The sequence below is a fragment of the Lysinibacillus canaveralius genome, assembly GCF_047301505.1.
Classification (GTDB): Bacteria; Bacillota; Bacilli; order Bacillales_A; family Planococcaceae; genus Lysinibacillus_B.
This window is the reverse complement of the sequence record NZ_CP154840.1, coordinates 2,698,520-2,716,535: the sequence shown is the minus strand read 5'-3', so window position 1 is coordinate 2,716,535 and position 18,016 is coordinate 2,698,520. Positions and strand designations below refer to the sequence as shown.

Annotated in this window: 13 protein-coding genes and 1 pseudogene; 12 read left to right on the top strand and 2 right to left on the bottom strand. The window is 41.5% G+C overall.

Annotated features, from left to right (window positions below; translation table 11 throughout):
* Window positions 1-40 precede the first annotated feature (40 nt).
* Complete coding sequence (locus tag AA0Y26_RS13785; protein WP_413362584.1) at window positions 41-1,759, bottom strand: methyl-accepting chemotaxis protein; 1,719 nt, start codon at window positions 1,757-1,759, stop codon at window positions 41-43.
* 939 nt (window positions 1,760-2,698) lie between these two features.
* Between AA0Y26_RS13785 and AA0Y26_RS13780 the strand changes: the two genes are divergently transcribed.
* From AA0Y26_RS13780 to AA0Y26_RS13770, 3 genes and pseudogenes are all read left to right on the top strand, one after another.
* Complete coding sequence (locus AA0Y26_RS13780; protein ID WP_413362582.1) at window positions 2,699-2,935, top strand: hypothetical protein; 237 nt, start codon at window positions 2,699-2,701, stop codon at window positions 2,933-2,935.
* 385 nt (window positions 2,936-3,320) lie between these two features.
* A complete protein-coding gene (locus AA0Y26_RS13775) occupies window positions 3,321-4,886 on the top strand; it encodes a DUF342 domain-containing protein (protein ID WP_413362580.1) in 1,566 nt (521 codons plus the stop codon).
* Window positions 4,886-5,566 (top strand): annotated as a pseudogene (locus AA0Y26_RS13770) (glycerophosphodiester phosphodiesterase); the annotation flags it as partial. The gene AA0Y26_RS13775 and the pseudogene AA0Y26_RS13770, both read left to right, overlap by 1 nt.
* A 68-nt stretch (window positions 5,567-5,634) precedes the next feature.
* Here the strand turns inward: AA0Y26_RS13770 and AA0Y26_RS13765 are convergent.
* Window positions 5,635-5,904 (bottom strand): DUF2627 domain-containing protein, encoded by a 270-nt coding sequence (locus AA0Y26_RS13765; protein WP_413368215.1) that lies wholly within the window; start codon window positions 5,902-5,904, stop codon window positions 5,635-5,637.
* A 285-nt stretch (window positions 5,905-6,189) separates the two neighbouring features.
* Between AA0Y26_RS13765 and AA0Y26_RS13760 the strand changes: the two genes are divergently transcribed.
* The 9 genes from AA0Y26_RS13760 to AA0Y26_RS13720 all read left to right on the top strand — a co-directional run bounded on the left by AA0Y26_RS13760 (window position 6,190) and on the right by AA0Y26_RS13720 (window position 17,993).
* Window positions 6,190-7,284 (top strand): Leu/Phe/Val dehydrogenase, encoded by a 1,095-nt coding sequence (locus tag AA0Y26_RS13760; RefSeq protein ID WP_413362578.1) that lies wholly within the window; start codon window positions 6,190-6,192, stop codon window positions 7,282-7,284.
* Between the two features lie 81 nt (window positions 7,285-7,365).
* Window positions 7,366-8,781: a dihydrolipoyl dehydrogenase gene (gene lpdA, locus AA0Y26_RS13755; RefSeq protein WP_413362576.1), complete on the top strand. Its 1,416-nt coding sequence runs from the start codon at window positions 7,366-7,368 to the stop codon at window positions 8,779-8,781.
* Window positions 8,782-9,063: 282 nt separating this feature from the next.
* Window positions 9,064-10,062, top strand: coding sequence for a thiamine pyrophosphate-dependent dehydrogenase E1 component subunit alpha (locus AA0Y26_RS13750; RefSeq protein WP_413368213.1), 999 nt, complete (start codon window positions 9,064-9,066; stop codon window positions 10,060-10,062).
* Complete coding sequence (locus tag AA0Y26_RS13745) at window positions 10,062-11,045, top strand: alpha-ketoacid dehydrogenase subunit beta (RefSeq protein ID WP_413362574.1); 984 nt, start codon at window positions 10,062-10,064, stop codon at window positions 11,043-11,045. Before AA0Y26_RS13750 ends, AA0Y26_RS13745 begins: the two co-directional genes overlap by 1 nt.
* Window positions 11,046-11,054: 9 nt before the next feature.
* The gene (locus AA0Y26_RS13740; protein WP_413368211.1) at window positions 11,055-12,389 is read left to right on the top strand and encodes a dihydrolipoamide acetyltransferase family protein; all 1,335 of its coding nucleotides are present in this window, start codon (window positions 11,055-11,057) and stop codon (window positions 12,387-12,389) included.
* A 131-nt stretch (window positions 12,390-12,520) separates the two neighbouring features.
* On the top strand, window positions 12,521-14,203 hold the full coding sequence (locus tag AA0Y26_RS13735; protein WP_413362572.1) for a methylmalonyl-CoA mutase family protein: 1,683 nt from the start codon (window positions 12,521-12,523) through the stop codon (window positions 14,201-14,203).
* Window positions 14,200-16,347, top strand: a complete 2,148-nt coding sequence (scpA, locus tag AA0Y26_RS13730; protein ID WP_413362570.1) for a methylmalonyl-CoA mutase — start codon at window positions 14,200-14,202, stop codon at window positions 16,345-16,347. Before AA0Y26_RS13735 ends, scpA begins: the two co-directional genes overlap by 4 nt.
* Entirely contained in the window at window positions 16,347-17,429 is a 1,083-nt protein-coding gene (meaB, locus tag AA0Y26_RS13725) for a methylmalonyl Co-A mutase-associated GTPase MeaB (protein ID WP_413362568.1), read from the top strand. Before scpA ends, meaB begins: the two co-directional genes overlap by 1 nt.
* A 123-nt stretch (window positions 17,430-17,552) precedes the next feature.
* Entirely contained in the window at window positions 17,553-17,993 is a 441-nt protein-coding gene (locus AA0Y26_RS13720; protein ID WP_413362566.1) for a BrxA/BrxB family bacilliredoxin, read from the top strand.
* The last annotated feature ends 23 nt before the right edge of the window (window positions 17,994-18,016 follow it).

The window sequence follows — 18,016 nt, the reverse complement described above, 5'->3', positions numbered from 1 at the left end:
TTCATTATAAGGAAAACGGTTCTAATACAAACAAGCATTTTTATTTGCGAGTTTTGAAGATTGACACCGATTCATTTAATTCTTCAGCCAAGTTCGCCAAAGAATGTGATGTTGCTGCGGTTTGTTCGCTGGCCGCCGCTGCTTCTTCACTTGTTGCCGCAATGCTTTCGACAGCTTGCATAACCTCAGTAGATTGTGCAGATTGCTGCGCGCTTGCTGATGCTATATTGTCTATTGCCATCATAACCTCAGTAGATTGTGCAGATTGTTGTGCGCTTGCTGCAGCAATTTCTAACGTCTTTTTATTAGAATGGGCAACCATCTCTGAAATTTGAGTAAAGGCATGTCCAGTGCGTTTTGTAGAGTCCATTCCATTTGATACAGCAAGGACACTTCGGGATGTGTTTTCCTGGATGCCTTTGATGATGGAGGTGATTTCTTTGGTAGCCCGACTAGATTCTTCAGCTAGTTTACGGACTTCATCCGCAACAACAGCAAAACCTTTCCCATGTTCTCCGGCACGCGCTGCTTCAATGGCTGCATTCAACGCTAATAAATTTGTCTGACTGGCAATATCATCAATCACTTTAATAATATTACCTATACGAGATGCATCCCTCTCAAGCAAGGCTATTTGAGTGCTTACATCCTCCATGCCATTAATAGATGCTTGTACGACCTCGTTGCCCTCAGCAGCCACTTTGTTCAGTTCATCACTTAATTTAGCTGTCTCATCGGCATTTGTTGCTACTGAATCAATCGCTATATTTAATTGCAGGAATAATTCCTTCATCGTTTGAGCATTATCTGCCTGGCTATCTGCGCCTTCTACAATCTCAGTAAACATTTCTGAGATTCTTTGAGAATCATTTGCTTGTGTAGATGCACTGCTAGCGACCTCCTCTGTTGTAGCCGAGATTTGCTGGGCGGATGCAGATACACTTTCAGCAGACTGTAAGATGCCCTCAACCGTTTTACGTAAACTGATTACCATGTGATTGATGGAACGGGCCAGGTCTCCGATTTCCTCTTTCGTATTGATAGTAGTTGTCTCTGTTAGATCGCCTTTAGATACTTTTTCAACTAATTGTGATACTTCTTTTAATGGCTTGGAGATAAGCCGTGAAATGGCTAATCCACTGACGATATTGAATAAAACAGACAGAATAATAACAGCTATAGTAATCGTTCGGGCAGAACTATATAATACATCTGACTCTTTATAGGTTGCTTGAGCTAAACTTACATTCAAATCAATTAAGTCTTTAAGATAACTCTGTACGGTGTTTCCTGATTCTGCAAACTCTGGAGCCATTAATAAATAGCTTTCTGTATCATTTGCATAAGCATAGCCGACTGCCGTCTCGTATAGAGATAAATAATTATCTAGTGCAGGGTGGAGCTGGTCCAGAATAGCTTGTTCCTCTGGCGTAATTATAGTTTCCTCGTATTTTTCGATACTGCTTTTTATATCCTTAATTGTTTGTAGCCGCACTTCATTGGTCGCATCTTTTTGTTCTTTAGTAGGTAACGTGAAGGCCATGTCTCTTATTTGCACACGAAGACGCTGATAATCGGTTTCGGCTCTTCCCATATCACTTATTGGCAACACACGCTCGTAATACATAAAATTAATATCTTCCTTCATAGTGCCTAAATTGATTAGTCCATAAATTCCAACCGCCCCAAGAACGAGACTCATTACAGCAAAAGTACTAATCAACTTAACAGATGTCCTCAAGTTTTTAAACCATTTCAAAATATGTTCCTCCACTTTCTTTAGTAGGTACTATCTATAATAAATTTTGTAATATACGGTCACAACAGGATATTTTGATAAAAAAATTGAGAAAATGCAATAATTCTCCCATAACAAAAACCTTTTTACTATTATAGCTTGTTTTGTAACCAGAAAAAAGTCCTATAAAGAAAAAATAATATGAGAGAAACATAATTTTCAATAACTGAGTGAGCAATATTAAAGACGGGGGTTCTTTTTAATTCTCCTCTTATAATCTTCCCAATTCATGAGCCTCAGCATATAGGGCGATTGAACACATTAGGCTGTTTTTCGCAAATGGTATATACGGACTTTTCTCTAACATGAATTTTCCTGCTTTCTAACAAGTTTACTTCTGTTTGCTGTTTGTGATAGCGTCATAATTCGACGTAGCACTGAGGGGATGAGACTTAGAGCCTCAATGGATTCGACAATTTTCGCCGTTGCGTTTTATATATAGCTCATGTATATTTAAACCATCGCGAAGCAAGTAGTACCGGTACAAAAGTATATAAATATATCAAAGCATACTAAACTAAACAGAGATTTTAGTTATCGGAGGTTCAGTTAGTTAGGCATTACGGGTGCAAACTAATCGGTAAACAGCATTAAAACTGCGTAGTTTCATGCAAGTTATCATAACAGGAGAATGCATTATTCGTTATGCAGTTGAAAGGGCTTTGAGGCGAGGAAGTTATGAAACAATTTCCGGAACGTTATAGAATGCACAATAACATCATGTAAAGTAAAACTAACGAATTGCGACTTCATCGCCACATTTATGGACAAAATCTACATTAAGATGGCAGCAGGCTAATTTAATTTGTTTTAAAGCTCGGGGATTTGGATAAAAACATATTGAAGTTGATAATGCATAATTCTTGTTTCATCTTGGACACTTCTCTAGGAGGGATTGGATTGAATACAGGCGGCTTATTACGTGCATTTGATTTGGCAAAGCATCATAAAATGGATGTCCGGACATTTACGAATATCCAGCGTATAGTAGAAAATGAGGTAAACTGTAAAGGTCTTGTAGCAGATGAAATTACGGAGCAAATTATCATGTATCTACGGTATTGTAAAGCAGCGATGTTGGATATTACAACGGTGCAAGATTTAAAACGGGAAATTACAATCATAGAACAACAATAATATGAGAGATCCAAATAATAGGTTTAATATATGTAGCAGGGGGTAAAAATAAACTAGCAAGCTATCTTGATATGTTTTACCTCCTTTCTTTATATTGTTTATGTCATGGAGTTGATATAAACATTTTAGCGCTCACTAAGTTACATGAGCGCTCTTTTTATGTAGTGAAGACCAACTTCTAAAAGATGAAATTCCAATTTCTCCACTACTTTTGTACTTTAAGAGCCAACTTTCCAGGGATAATGGGCATATTTGTAAATCAAAAGACATGATTCTAAAAGTATAAAAGTAAGGAAAAAGCAATATGTTCAGAAAATTGCTATTTATTTCTAAACAAACCTTTTTAGATTGTATATACTAGGTGGGAAGGGAAAGGAGGATTCGTATGCTTGTCTATAAAAATGACTATTTCGAAATTAGTGAAGACAATGGGAAAGTGTACATATCGACTGCTAAGTCGGGGTTCCCTCTTAAAGAATTTGACGGCATTTTACGCAGCTTTCCTCGTATAAAACTAACAAATTTTGCACTTTTAAAAAATGTATTATCAAAGCCAAGTTCGAACCCTGTGGAAGTGGGGCAATGGCTTCCGAATTTAGAAATTGAAGTTTCACGAGATAAAATGGCTGCTTCGTTATTTATCAATGAGACAATGGATTATGTTCGTTCACACATTGAGGAGCTAAGCAGTCAAGTAAACAGGCTATTACAGGACAATCAGATCACGCATGGTATATTATCCTTACATATGGAGAAGATTACTCCAGGAAAGGCAATATTAATTGCTCAAGGCACGCCTCCTGTTAAAGGAGCTGATGCTCAAATTATTTATTTGGAAATTCCAGATCGAAAGCCTGTAATAAGAGCTGATGGAAAAGCCGATTATTATGATATGAATTTTATTCACGAGATTAACGAAGGGGCCTGGTTAGGGGAAAAAATCCCTCCAAAGCCGGGCTGCGACGGAATGACGATTTATGGAGAAAGCATCCCTGCCCCGCCTGGTAGAGATGCAAATTTGAAATATGACCGCAAATCTGCCTATGAGGTGGAGGAAGAAGGAAAAATCATACTACGCTCTCGGATCGGCGGGGTCCTTGAACATAGTAGAGGACAAATCTCTGTCAATCATCATCTGCCGATTAATGGCGATGTAGGAATAGAAACAGGTAATATAGACTTTGAAGGATCAATTAGTATCCGCGGCACAGTACAACACGGCTATACTGTTATTGCTAGAGGAGATGTTTCTATTGAAGGTCCAGAGGGAGTTTCAGGTGCGAAACTAATCAGGTCGGTTGAGGGCGATATTTATATTCGGGGCGGAATATTTGGTTTAGGAGAAACACGTATAGAAGCAGGGGGCAATATTTTTGTAAAGCATGTAAATGAAGCAAATCTATTCGCAGGACAGAATATCAGTATCGGTTTTTATGCAATCGGTTCCAATTTAAACGCTGCTTCTATTTTTGTGGATGAAAGAAAAGGAAAAATCATTGGCGGCAGAGCAGTTGCGAAAAACCAAATCGTAACTTCGATATCTGGAAATCGCCTGGAAAGACGGACGGAGCTTATTGTAAATAGTGTGAATAAAGAAGAAGCATATACACATGTTCAGGAAAAAGCTGCGCATTTAAAAAGTCTTCATGAAGAAATTATAAGACTAGAAGAACAAGTAAACCGTCTAGATATTATTCGTTTAAACTCTCAACAGCTCGCTGCCCTGGAGCAGGCAAAACAGAAGCTGGACGGCTATAAGGAAGAAGCTGCGCATATTGATCAAGAAATCAAGCAGATAATGAATGATTTACGCAATGCAGGGAAAGAGGAAATTGTCGTAACGAAGATGGCCTATCCTGGGACATTCATTCAAATTGGCAGGAAGGCCTCCATTCTATCAAAAGCGACAAATGGGAAATTTCTATTGGAGTTTGGAGAGTTGAATGTATAATGGTGAAACACATCCCGGTTTACGCACATCGAGGTGCCTCCGCATACGTACTGGAAAATAGTATGGAGGCTTTTGAGAAAGCGATTGCCCTTCAGGCAGACGGTATTGAACTGGATGTCCAATGTTCAAAAGATGGTACAGTTTTTGTCTTCCATGATTTGAACTTAAAAAGACTGACGGGCGTCGATAAATTCATCCACGAATGTTCAGATAAAGAGCTAAGTGACTTTAGGATTGGTAGAAGAGTATTTCTCCGCTTTATTGGCAATAAGCGAATTCCTAAATTTGAGAAGGTGCTGGAGTGGGCCAACAAGCATAATATTAAGCTGAATATTGAAGTGAAAGAGTCGCTGATAGACAATTTAGCTCCGCTTATTCAGCTCTTAAAAAAGCATGTATTGCCCAAGGGGAGCCATGTATCGTCCTTTCATGATATCTTGCTAAGAGAGATAAAAGAGGGATGCCCACATGTGGAAACAGCCATCATTGTCACGAGAAAGTTTAATTGGGCAGCGTTACAGAGCATGAAGCATATTGACGCTGTTCATGCTCATAAAAGGTACTATAAGCCGCGCTTTTTACAAGTTTGCGAGGATGCAAAGAAACCTATGCGTTTTTATGCTATTGATGGAAAGGAAGCATTCCTTCAGTCACCGCATCCTATTGTTGCTGGTTGGATTACGGACTTTCCAGATCGGCTTGTTAAAAAAGAACGAAATCAGAAAAAAAGGTGTAGCCGCGTTTGCGGTTACACCTCTTTATTTTTTTCCGAAGAAGGTACGGGTTTCCTTTGCCAACGCGGTGCCACTTTACCTTTTTTTCTATCGCGGTGGAGCAGAAATCCTGCAAAAAAGCCGAAACCTGCGAGAAAAAAGATAATACCCACAATAAATTGGAGCCATAGCCATGGGAAAGGAAAAATTAAATTGCTAAATAACGTATCGCGCATGAACTTAATGCCCGCAGCTGCCATCAAGCCGGGAATAAGTAGTACGATAAACGCTGCCATACGAGCCATACGGAAACCTCCTAATCATATTATTATTGTACAATGACACAATGGAAAGTCAAGAACAGGCAACTTAACAAGGTTTTAGCAAAGAATAGCAAGTGTTTTAGAAAAGTTGGAATATTCTCAATAAAAGGAAGTTGTGTTTTTTTAGTTGCGTTCTGCCCGAATTGAAAGTATTGTAAATTTATAGGCCGAATCATTATTGTGGAAAAAACATAATATTCGCTTTAAGTAGAAAAAAGCTTTATTTAAGAGAAAAAATGTTCTTAAAAGCGAAAGGGGATATAGGTTATGGAGATTTTTAAATACATGGAAAAATACGATTACGAACAGCTTATCATGTGTCAGGATAAAGAATCCGGCTTAAAGGCAATAATTGCCATTCATGATACTACATTAGGCCCGGCGCTTGGGGGATGCCGCATGTGGACTTATGCTTCTGAGGAACAGGCAATTGAAGATGCCCTTCGTCTAGCAAGAGGAATGACATATAAGAATGCGGCTGCAGGATTAAATCTGGGCGGCGGCAAAACGGTTATCATCGGGGACCCTTTTAAAGATAAAAACGAAGAGATGTTCCGTGCATTAGGTCGATTCATTCAAGGGCTGAATGGCCGCTATATTACAGCAGAGGATGTAGGAACAACGGTTTCAGATATGGATATCATCCATGAAGAGACAAACTATGTAACAGGTATTTCACCAGCATTCGGCTCTTCAGGGAATCCTTCTCCAATTACGGCCTATGGTGTTTATTTAGGCATGAAGGCTGCGGCGAAGGAAGCGTTCGGTGAAGAAAGCCTGGAAGGCAAAAAAATTGCTGTTCAAGGTTTAGGTAACGTAGCGTATACATTATGTGAGTACCTGCACCGTGATGGCGCACAATTAATCGTCACAGACATCAATCAAAACGCAATTGACCGTGTCGTAGAAAATTTTGATGCAGTAGCGGTTGCACCTGATGAAATCTACAAGCAGGACGTAGATATTTTCGCGCCGTGTGCACTGGGAGCTATCATCAATGATGAAACAATCCCTCAATTAAAGGCAAAAGTGATCGCAGGCTCTGCAAATAACCAGCTGCAGGAATCACGTCACGGACAAATATTACACGAAAAAGGAATTTTATACGCACCTGATTATGTTATTAATGCCGGCGGTGTTATTAACGTAGCAGATGAATTATATGGTTATAACCGTGATCGTGCAATGAAACGAGTGGAAACGATCTATGAGAGCCTGACAAAAATATTTGCTATTTCAAAAGAAGAAGATATCCCAACATATGCAGCGGCCAACCGTTTAGCTGAACAGCGCATCGCTCGTGTAGCAAAATCACGCAGTCAGTTTTTGAAAAACGAAAAGAGCATTTTAAATGGCAGATAAATTGCTGCTTGTTAATGCAGGGTAAGTTAAAATGGGAGAGGAAGATTATCTTCTTCTCTTATCTTATAAGGGGGTTCGTTTATGGCAAAGGACTATGATGTAGTGATATTAGGCGGGGGAACGGGAGGCTATGTAGCTGCAATCCGTGCCTCACAACTAGGATTAAAGACAGCGGTTGTTGAACGTGATAAACTAGGGGGTACCTGTTTACATAAAGGCTGTATTCCGAGTAAAGCTCTATTGAGAAGTGCGGAAGTATATGCCCAATCGAAAAAAGCCATGGACTACGGAGTAGATGTCAATGGTATCAAATTAAACTTTGAAAAAGTACAATCACGAAAGAATGCTATCGTTGACCAGCTTTATAAAGGTGTCCAGCATTTGATGCAAAAAGGAAAAATTGATGTGTTTCATGGCACTGGAAGGATACTAGGACCTTCTATTTTTTCACCTATGCCTGGTACTATTTCTGTAGAGATGGATAACGGTTCAGAAAATGAAATGCTTGTACCGACTAATGTTATTATTGCTACAGGCTCTAGACCACGTGTCCTTGATGGGATACCAGTAGATGGCCAGACTATTCTTACATCCGATGATGCGCTGCAAATGGATGATTTACCAAAATCCATCCTTATCGTTGGCGGTGGTGTAATTGGTATAGAATGGGCTTCAATGCTAGCGGATTTTGATGTGGACGTTACAATTCTTGAATACGGAAATCGTATCCTTCCAACTGAAGACGAAGATATTTCCTCGGAAATAACAAAACTGCTGAAAAAACGTAAGATTCGTATTATTACAGATGCAAAAATGGATGTTACAACGCTCCGTACATCTGAAGAAGGCGTTTCTATATCGCTTGAGAATGGTGAAGCGTTTATGGCGGAAAAAATGCTGATTTCTGTAGGTCGGACGGCCAATGTGGAGAACATTGGCATAGAAAACACTGAAATCGAAATTGAAAACGCTTGCATAAAAGTAAATGAAAACTACCAGACGCGAGAGAATCATATATATGCAATTGGAGATGTTATCGGAGGTATGCAGCTTGCTCATGTAGCTTCACATGAGGGAATACGAGCGGTGGAACATATAGCAGGCATAAAGCAGGAGAGCCTGTCTTACGAAAATATCGCACGCTGTGTCTATTCAAACCCTGAGGTGGCGAGCGTTGGATTAACGGAGCGCCAAGCGAAGGAAAAGGGCCTTGAAGTGAAAATTGGAAAATTTCCCTTTAAGGCAGTTGGAAAGGCACTCGTACATGGTGATACAGAAGGCTTTGTGAAAATTGTTGCTGATGAAGAAACGAATGATGTGTTAGGAGTCCATATTATTGGCCCTCACGCAACAGACTTGATTTCAGAGGCAGCTCTTGGCATTTTCCTGAATGCTACACCATGGGAGATGGGGGCAGCTATTCACCCTCACCCATCATTAAGCGAAGTTATTGGCGAAGCAGCTCTTGCTGTTGAAGGAAAGGCACTTCACTTTTAACTCCATTTAACAAAAGTTTTTCAGCTTTATAAGTGGTGAGGTAATTATGGATGTAAGTTTCTTGTTTTGCAGTTGAGACATACGTTTAAAGATATGGAAATCACCAGAGGGTCCTGCGAATCTGAAGGGAACTTTTAAGAGAAAACAGACCTAATCTGGTCGCACCATGCGGCAGTAGTTAGCTGAACCACTTTTCAGCAGTGCCCAGGCATAAAACGTAAATCGAAAGCAATGAAGTTGAGACGTAATCAAGATGGGAAAGGGGATGTTTGCATGGAAGAAATGCTACATCATGAAAGTTTAGGTTTATCAAACGAAGATGTTCTGAAAATGTATGAGACAATGCTGCTTGCTAGAAGATTGGACGAACGTATGTGGCTGCTAAATAGAGCAGGCAAAATTCCGTTTGTAATCTCATGTCAGGGACAGGAAGCTGCCCAAGTAGGAGCTGCCTTTGCACTGGATCATACAAAAGATTATATCGCTCCGTACTATCGAGATATGGGCGTAGTTTTACATTTCGGGATGACAGCGAGGGATTTGATGCTATCGGCTTTTGCAAAAGCAGAAGATCCAAATTCCGGCGGACGTCAGATGCCTGGACACTTCGGTCAGAAAAAGAATCGAATTTTAACAGGTTCTTCTCCTGTGACAACACAAGTTCCGCATGCAGTGGGGGTAGCGCTTGCTGGGAAAATGCAGCAAAAGGATTTTATTACATTTGCTACACTCGGAGAAGGGTCCTCCAATCAAGGTGATTTCCATGAAGGCGCGAATTTTGCGGGCGTGCACAAACTTCCGGTCATCATTATGGTTGAAAATAATCAATATGCGATTTCTGTACCGGTTGAGCGTCAATTAGGTTGTGCAAAAGTATCAGATCGGGCGATCGGATATGGCATGCCGGGTGTAACGGTAGATGGAAAAAATCCGCTTGAAGTTTATAAAGTCGTAAAAGAAGCAGCAGATCGGGCACGCAGAGGTGAGGGACCAAGTTTAATCGAAACGGTGACGTACAGATTAACTGCCCACTCTTCGGATGATGATCATCGTCAATATCGTACAGCTGAGGATATTGAAGAAGGACGTGCAAAAGACCCGATACTTCTTTTCGAAAACTACTTAAAGGAAACGGGTACAGCGACGGAAGAAATGTTACAGCAGCTAAATGAAAAAATTGCAGAAATCGTGAATGATGCAACCGATTATGCTGAAGCAGCTCCATATGCCGCTCCAGAGCATGCTCTTAAATATGTATATGCTGAAGGGAGTGACGAGTAATGCCGGTAATGTCATATATAGATGCTATTAATCTAGCAATGAAAGAAGAGATGGAACGTGACGAACGCGTTTTTGTATTAGGGGAAGATGTAGGGCTTAAAGGCGGCGTTTTCAAAGCAACGATGGGACTGTACGAGCAATTTGGCGAACAGCGGGTACTCGATACGCCGCTTGCTGAAAGTGCAATTGCCGGAGTGGCTATCGGGGCAGCAATGTATGGCATGAGACCGATTGCTGAAATGCAATTTGCTGACTTCATCATGCCGGCGGTCAATCAGATCGTATCTGAGGCAGCAAAAATCCGTTACCGCTCTAATAATGACTGGTCATGTCCTCTAGTCGTACGCGCTCCATTCGGTGGAGGGATTCATGGAGCCTTATATCATTCTCAATCAGTAGAGGCCTTATTTGCTGGGACACCTGGGTTGAAAATCGTTATTCCATCAACTCCTTATGATGCAAAGGGCTTGTTGAAAGCAGCAATTCGCGATGAAGACCCGGTACTATTCTTCGAGCATAAGCGTGCTTATCGCCTTGTGAAAGGAGAAGTCCCGCTTGATGATTATACACTTCCCATTGGAAAAGCGGATGTGAAGCGTGAAGGGGATGATATTACAGTCATCACGTATGGTCTGGCCGTGCATTTTGCGCTGCAGGCAGCAGAGCGATTAGCAGCAGATGGAATTGAAGCTCATATCCTTGATTTACGCACAGTATATCCTCTCGATCAGGAGGCAATTATTGAAGCTGCTTCTAAAACAGGGAAGGTCTTACTCGTAACTGAGGATAATAAGGAAGGAAGCATCATGAGTGAAGTGGCAGCTATCATTGCAGAACATTGTCTGTTTGAACTGGATGCGCCAATCCAGCGTCTGGCTGGTCCGGATGTTCCTTCTATGCCTTATGCACCAACAATGGAAAAATTCTTCATGATTAACCCAGAAAAAATAGAACGAGCAATGCGTCAACTCGCAGCGTTTTAGGAGGGAACTATTATGATACAAAATATAACGATGCCTCAACTCGGGGAAAGTGTAACAGAGGGAACAATCGAACGCTGGCTCGTTAAAGTCGGCGATAAAGTCAATAAATACGATCCACTGGCGGAAGTTAATACGGATAAAGTACAGGCAGAAATTCCGTCCTCATTTACTGGAGTAGTGAAGGAGTTGCTTGCTGAAGAAGGAGAGACACTGCCGGTTGGAGCCGTGGTATGTACGATTGAAATTGAAGGCAAGGAGGAGCTGCCTGCTGCTCCTGAGCCGAAGAAATCAAATGTGAGTTCTGCAATTATGAATGCAGGTGTTCATACGCCGCTTCCGAAAAAGGAGGAGGCTCAGCCATCCCGTGAACTCCGCGAACCAAAAGGAAAAGCTAGATATTCTCCAGCTGTCCTAGCGCTTGCTGCTCAACATAGCATTGATTTGGAAAATGTCCAAGGTACAGGATTGGAGGGGCGTATCACTCGTAAAGATGTTTTAGCCTTCATCAATTCGGGAGGACATACAGCTAAAGTGCAGCCTGAGCAGGCGGAAGCAGAAGTAATAACTAATGCCCATGAAACGGTAGAGCGTGCAGAAATGCCGGCCCAGGCGGATAGAAAAGAAGTTGCAGCTTCTTCACATGGAGATGTAGAAATTCCAGTAACTAATATTCGCAAAGTAATCGCTAATAATATGGTACGCAGCGTCCAAGAGATTCCTCATGCTTGGATGATGATGGAAGTAGATGTTACGGACCTTGTAGCATACCGGGATTCCATTAAGGGTGAATTTAAAGCGAAGGAAGGCTATAATGTAACTTATTTCGCATTTTTCATCAAAGCAGTTGCACAAGCGCTCAAGGAATTCCCGATGATCAATTCCACTTGGGCAGGCGATAAAATTATACAAAAGAAAGACATCAATATGTCAATTGCCGTCGCTGCTGATGATCGATTATTTGTACCTGTTATAAAACACGCTGATGAAAAGTCAGTAAAAGGGATTGCTAGGGAAATCCAGGAGCTTTCCCAACTAGCAAGAACCGGGAAGCTTCGTCCAGAGCATGTTTCAGGCGGTACTTTCACGATCAATAATACAGGCTCATTTGGATCTATTCAGTCAATGGGAATTATCAACTATCCTCAAGCTGCTATATTACAGGTGGAAAGTATTGTTAAAAAACCGGTAATTATTGGTGAAAATATGTTCGCTGCAAGGGATATAGTGAATCTTTGTTTATCTTTAGATCACCGAATACTCGATGGACTCATTTGCGGGAAATTTCTAAAAAGAGTGAAAGAAATACTCGAAAACACGAATAAAAATACAATGTCAGTCTACTGACAACTCGCAGGAAGCCTGTAAATATAGGCTTCCTTTGATTTTTATACTTTCTTGTAAGCGCATTCTCATGTAAAATATTGAGTAGAATATAGTAAGGGGGGAAGCTGATTAGCGTCCACATGTCAACTAACATGAAAGAAATTGAATTTCAGGCAGCTAGTTATGAGCAATGGCAAGATCAGGCGACTAACGCATTAAAAGGCAAACCGTTTGAATCACTGTTCACGAAAACAATCGAAGGGGTAACATTGCAGCCTTTATACACACAAGAAATGTTACTAGAGAAACTTGGTGACCAGCTTGAAAAACAAGTAGCGACAATCCGTACGTTATCGGCGGCGAATGGACTACAAATCGCACAACAAATTACTGGCGACTCACCTGAGCAATTTTTTAATAACTTAGAAGATAGCTTATCGCGTGGAAATAAGGTTATCACAATAGATAGCCGTCTACCCTTCGGATTAGACGAGCAAATAATAGTAAAATTGTCGCATTATTTAACTGAATATTCATTTAAATTTATGGTAGAAAACAGCAATGACCCGCTTCTAAAGGTATTTGATACCATCGAAGAGAGCAAACGTAAGACTGTTGAAGGTTATATTATAAGCAAAGGCACAATTGAGTTAAAACAATATCCTAAAGTTCGTACATTGGGAGCAAACACAGTTTCCTATCATAACGAGGGAGCAAATGCTGTACAGGAGTTAGCTATTGCACTTGCGCTTGCAGCAAAGCAAGTGAAAGTAAGTGAATCATATGAAGAATTCGCTTCTAAATTCTTTGTAAACTTTGCGGTGGATACACAGTTTTTTGCTGAGATTGCAAAACTTCGTGCTTTCAAGGTGCTATGGAAAGCTTTTGCAGCTGGTATAGGAGTAGAAGCGATAGCAGTACCGATTGTTGCTGAAACTTCTGTACGAAGCTTCTCAAAGGTTGATGTTTATGTAAATTTATTACGCGCTGGCAACGAAGCATTTGCAGGTGCAATCGGAGGGGCAGATGTATTTACGGTGCATCCACATGATGTATTATCTAAACCTACTCCTACCTCTATCCGTATTGCACAAAATGTGTTGTTAGTCATCAATGAAGAATCTCAGGTTTTGAATGTATTAGATCCAGCGGGTGGCTCCTATTTTATTGAATCATTAACGGCAGATTACGTAAAGGCCGCCTGGTCGCTGTTCCTAGAGATTGAAGAAGCGGGTGGTATTGATGCCTACTTAGATACTTTAACGCAGCAGATTGCAGATGTTTATGCGAAACGGATCAAGGAAGTGGAAACGCGCAAGCATTCTTTAATCGGTACAAATATTTATGCAAATCCAGTAGATGAATTATCGGTAGAAGAAAATGCCCAATTTACAGATGTAAAGCGTTTAGCTATACCATTTGAAAATTTACGCAAGGATTTTGCGGCAGCAAATGCCAAAATCGCTATTTTAACATTTGGCGAACTAAAGAATTTCAAGCCGCGTGCTGACTTTGTAGCAGGATTCTTCAATACAGCAGGTATCATACCAGAACAATCTGGCGCAATTGATTCAATTGATGCAGCTAAAGCATGGTTAGCACAAGCAGACTTCGACTATGTGTGTATAGCTGCAACGGATGAGGATACAAAAACTCTAGTACCTGCTTTACTTATTGACAAGCCGGCTCACATTATTTTAGACGCAGCAGGCAAGTTCAAAGAGGAAGCGGATATATGGGTTTCACAAGGATTGAACGGCTTTATTTTTGCTGGTCAAAATATTATTGAAAAATTAAAAGCTTTAACTGCTAGCATGAAGGAGGTACAACGATGAACGCAGACTTTAAATCAGTTGTAATCGAAGACGTGCTAAAAGCAGAGCAAGTAGAAGCAAATGGCGCATTTTTAACAAATGAAGGCATTGAAGTGAAATCCGTATACCATGCAGAGGATATCAAAGATGTAAAGCATACAAAAGACTTGGCTGGTATTGCACCAAATACACGCGGACCTTACCCGACAATGTATGTTGCGCGTCCTTGGACTGTTCGTCAATATGCAGGTTTCTCGACAGCAGAGGAATCCAATGCATTTTACCGCCGTAACTTGGCGATGGGGCAAAAAGGTCTTTCGGTAGCGTTTGACCTAGCAACACACCGTGGATATGACTCTGACCATCCAAGGGTAACAGGCGATGTTGGGAAAGCCGGGGTAGCAATCGACTCTGTAGAAGATGCCAAGATTTTATTTGATGGTATTCCGCTTGATCAAATGTCTGTTTCGATGACGATGAACGGGGCGGTATTACCTGTTCTTGCCTTCTATATTGTTGCTGCAGAAGAACAGGGAGTAACGCCGGACAAGCTTGCAGGTACCATTCAAAATGATATTTTAAAAGAATACATGGTGCGTAATACGTACATTTACCCACCGGCAATGTCGATGAAAATCATCGCAGACATTTTTGAATACACATCCAAATTCATGCCGAAATTTAACTCCATTTCGATTTCGGGCTACCATATCCAAGAAGCTGGTGCAACAAACGACATCGAGTTAGGTTACACACTTGCAGATGGTCTCGAATATGTCCGGACAGGTTTACAGGCTGGTATTGAAATTGATAAATTTGCGCCGCGCTTGTCGTTCTTCTGGGCAATCGGTATGAATTACTATATGGAAGTAGCAAAAATGAGAGCAGGCCGTCGAATTTGGGCCCAAATGATGTCGACATTTAATCCACAAAATAGTAAATCATTAGCGTTGCGTACTCACTCTCAAACGTCTGGCTGGTCTTTAACCGAGCAAGACCCATTTAATAATGTTACACGGACATTAATTGAGGCGAATGCTGCTGCAATGGGGCATACGCAATCTCTTCATACAAATGCATTAGATGAGGCAATCGCTTTACCAACAGACTTCTCTGCACGTATTGCTCGTAATACGCAGTTATTCCTGCAAGAAGAAACAGGGATGACGAAAGTGATTGATCCATGGGGCGGCTCTTACTATGTAGAGAAATTGACTGAAGAACTACAGGAAAAGGCCTGGGCACTAATCGAGGAAATTGAAGAGCTTGGCGGTATGGCAAAAGCGATCGATACAGGCTTACCAAAAATGAAAGTTGAAGAAGCTGCAGCGAAACGTCAGGCAAAGATTGACTCGAAAGCTGAAACGATTGTTGGTGTAAACCGATACCGTTTAGCAGAGGAGGAGCCAATCGATATTCTTGATATTGATAACACAGTGGTGCGTCAGAAACAAATCGAGCGTTTGGAAAAAATGAAAGCAGGACGTAATGAAGAAGAGGTTCAAAAACATTTAGCACGCTTAACAAAAGCAGCTGAAGATGGCTCTGAAAACTTATTAACTGTGGCAGTGGATGCTGCACGTGCTCGTGCATCATTAGGAGAGATTTCTGATGCGATTGAAAAAGTTTCGGGTCGCCATAAAGCAGTCATCCGATCAATCTCTGGTGTTTACTCTTCAAACTTTGCAGATGATGAGCAAATTGCAGAAGTAAAACAGATGACAGAAGAATTTTTAGAGAACGAAGGGCGCCGTCCTCGTATTCTGGTTGCAAAAATGGGGCAGGACGGCCATGACCGTGGGGCAAAAGTTGTAGCAACGGCCTATGCAGATCTTGGCTTTGACGTGGATATTTCTCCACTATTCATGACACCTGCTGAAACGGCTCAGATGGCTGTAGAAAATGACGTCCATTGTGTAGGCGTTTCTTCACTTGCAGCAGGACATAAAACATTGGTGCCGGAATTGATTGCTGAACTGAAAAAATTAGGGCGTGAAGACATCATCGTCATTTGTGGCGGTGTAATTCCAGCCCAAGATTATGATTTCCTTTACCAAGCTGGAGCAAAAGCCATCTTCGGTCCGGGCACAGTTATACCAGTAGCGGCTCAAAAATTAATTGAGGAAATTTACAAACAGTTAGGCTATGAGGAAGTGGCCAACTAATGGAATATTTCAAAGGGATGGAAGAGAAAGGCTTAATTGTAATGGAAGGTGTGAAAGGCGGTCATGATGGTATGAGTCAGTCATCACCGAAACGATTCCGTAAAAAAAAGCAAGAGCAGCTTGATATCCCTACTCTGGCAAGCGAGGTGCGTACGGGCAGCCGTACTTCGCTTTCTAAGGCGATTACGCTTGTAGAGAGCTCTAATGCCTGGCACAAGGAGCAGGCGCAGGATTTACTACAAGAGCTGCTTCCTTTTACCGGCGAGAGTATTCGAATAGGCATTACAGGTGTACCGGGTGCTGGGAAGTCCTCTTTTATTGAGGCATTTGGTACGATGCTATGTAAGATCGGGAAAAAAGTAGCGGTGCTTGCTATTGATCCAAGCTCTTCTTTATCAGGAGGAAGTATTCTAGGGGATAAAACCCGCATGGAAGGGCTGGTTCGTCAAGAGAATGCGTTTGTTCGTCCGTCACCTTCTGCAGGTACACTAGGGGGCGTTCATAAAAAGACACGCGAGACGATGCTTCTCTGTGAAGCAGCTGGCTATGACGTCATATTAATTGAGACGGTTGGGGTTGGTCAAAGTGAGACATATGTCCGCGGCATGGTAGATTTTTTCCTGCTTCTTGTATTAACAGGAGCAGGAGATGAGCTGCAAGGTATGAAGAAAGGCATTATGGAATTGGCGGATGCTATTTTGGTCCATAAAGCGGATGGTGATAATCTTCGTCCCGCACGCAGGACTGTACAGGAATATAAGCAAATTTTACACTTCCTACAGCCATCCACACCTGGTTGGGCCAGTACATCGCTTGCTGTTTCATCGCTTGAAAGAACAGGGCTTGAAGAAGTGTGGCGTATGCTGGAGGCATTCGAGGAAACTATAAAAAAATCAAATTATTGGACAGTGCGCAGGCATGAACAAACCCGTGACTGGTTCCATTCAATGATTACGGATCATTTAATTGATTCATTTTATAAAAACCCGTCTCGAAAATCCCAGGTACGTAATTTAGAGGAAGCAATTTTACACGGACGTTTAACGGTGACACAAGGAGTAAACCAGTTATTTGAAGAATAACACTTCAATCCCAACAGTTTGGGAATAAATCGCTATGAATCGTCTGATTCTTTCCAATAAGCACTTTGCAAGGAATAAGGAACTTGCTATGATAAAATGGTATTGTGAAAGGAGCGATAATCGATGAATATGGACTACGATTTATTCATGCAACAAATTACAACAACAGCTCGTGCAGAAATGGAAGCAGCGGGCTACGAACAATTACGTACACCGGAAGAGGTGGAAGCAGCGTTTGCCCGCCAAGGCACTACGCTTGTGATGGTGAATTCGGTATGTGGATGTGCAGGAGGCATTGCCCGCCCGGCAGCGACATCATGTGTTCATTATGATAAGCGTCCAGACCATTTAGTAACTGTTTTTGCAGGACAAGATAAAGAAGCGACAGCAGCTGCACGCTACCATTTTGGTGAAGATCATCTGCCGTCATCACCATCTTTTGTTCTGTTAAAGGATGGTCAGGTAGTTGCTGAGGTTGGTCGTTACGAAATTGAAGGACATGATCCTGTCAGCGTTGTAACAAACTTACAAGGCTACTTCGAAGAATACTGCGACGAAGTATAATCGTTTATTGCTGCGGGCCCTGC

Excerpts from the sequence above, each read along its gene's own strand:
- lpdA (WP_413362576.1), top strand. The coding sequence starts at position 7,366 with ATGGCAAAGGACTATGATGTAGTGATATTAGGCGGGGGAACGGGAGGC.
- AA0Y26_RS13760 (WP_413362578.1), top strand. The coding sequence starts at position 6,190 with ATGGAGATTTTTAAATACATGGAAAAATACGATTACGAACAGCTTATC.
- AA0Y26_RS13750 (WP_413368213.1), top strand. The coding sequence starts at position 9,064 with ATGCTACATCATGAAAGTTTAGGTTTATCAAACGAAGATGTTCTGAAA.
- AA0Y26_RS13775 (WP_413362580.1), top strand. The coding sequence starts at position 3,321 with ATGCTTGTCTATAAAAATGACTATTTCGAAATTAGTGAAGACAATGGG.
- AA0Y26_RS13735 (WP_413362572.1), top strand. The coding sequence starts at position 12,521 with ATGAAAGAAATTGAATTTCAGGCAGCTAGTTATGAGCAATGGCAAGAT.
- AA0Y26_RS13720 (WP_413362566.1), top strand. The coding sequence starts at position 17,553 with ATGAATATGGACTACGATTTATTCATGCAACAAATTACAACAACAGCT.
- AA0Y26_RS13765 (WP_413368215.1), bottom strand. The coding sequence starts at position 5,904 with ATGGCTCGTATGGCAGCGTTTATCGTACTACTTATTCCCGGCTTGATG.
- scpA (WP_413362570.1), top strand. The coding sequence starts at position 14,200 with ATGAACGCAGACTTTAAATCAGTTGTAATCGAAGACGTGCTAAAAGCA.
- AA0Y26_RS13745 (WP_413362574.1), top strand. The coding sequence starts at position 10,062 with ATGCCGGTAATGTCATATATAGATGCTATTAATCTAGCAATGAAAGAA.
- meaB (WP_413362568.1), top strand. The coding sequence starts at position 16,347 with ATGGAATATTTCAAAGGGATGGAAGAGAAAGGCTTAATTGTAATGGAA.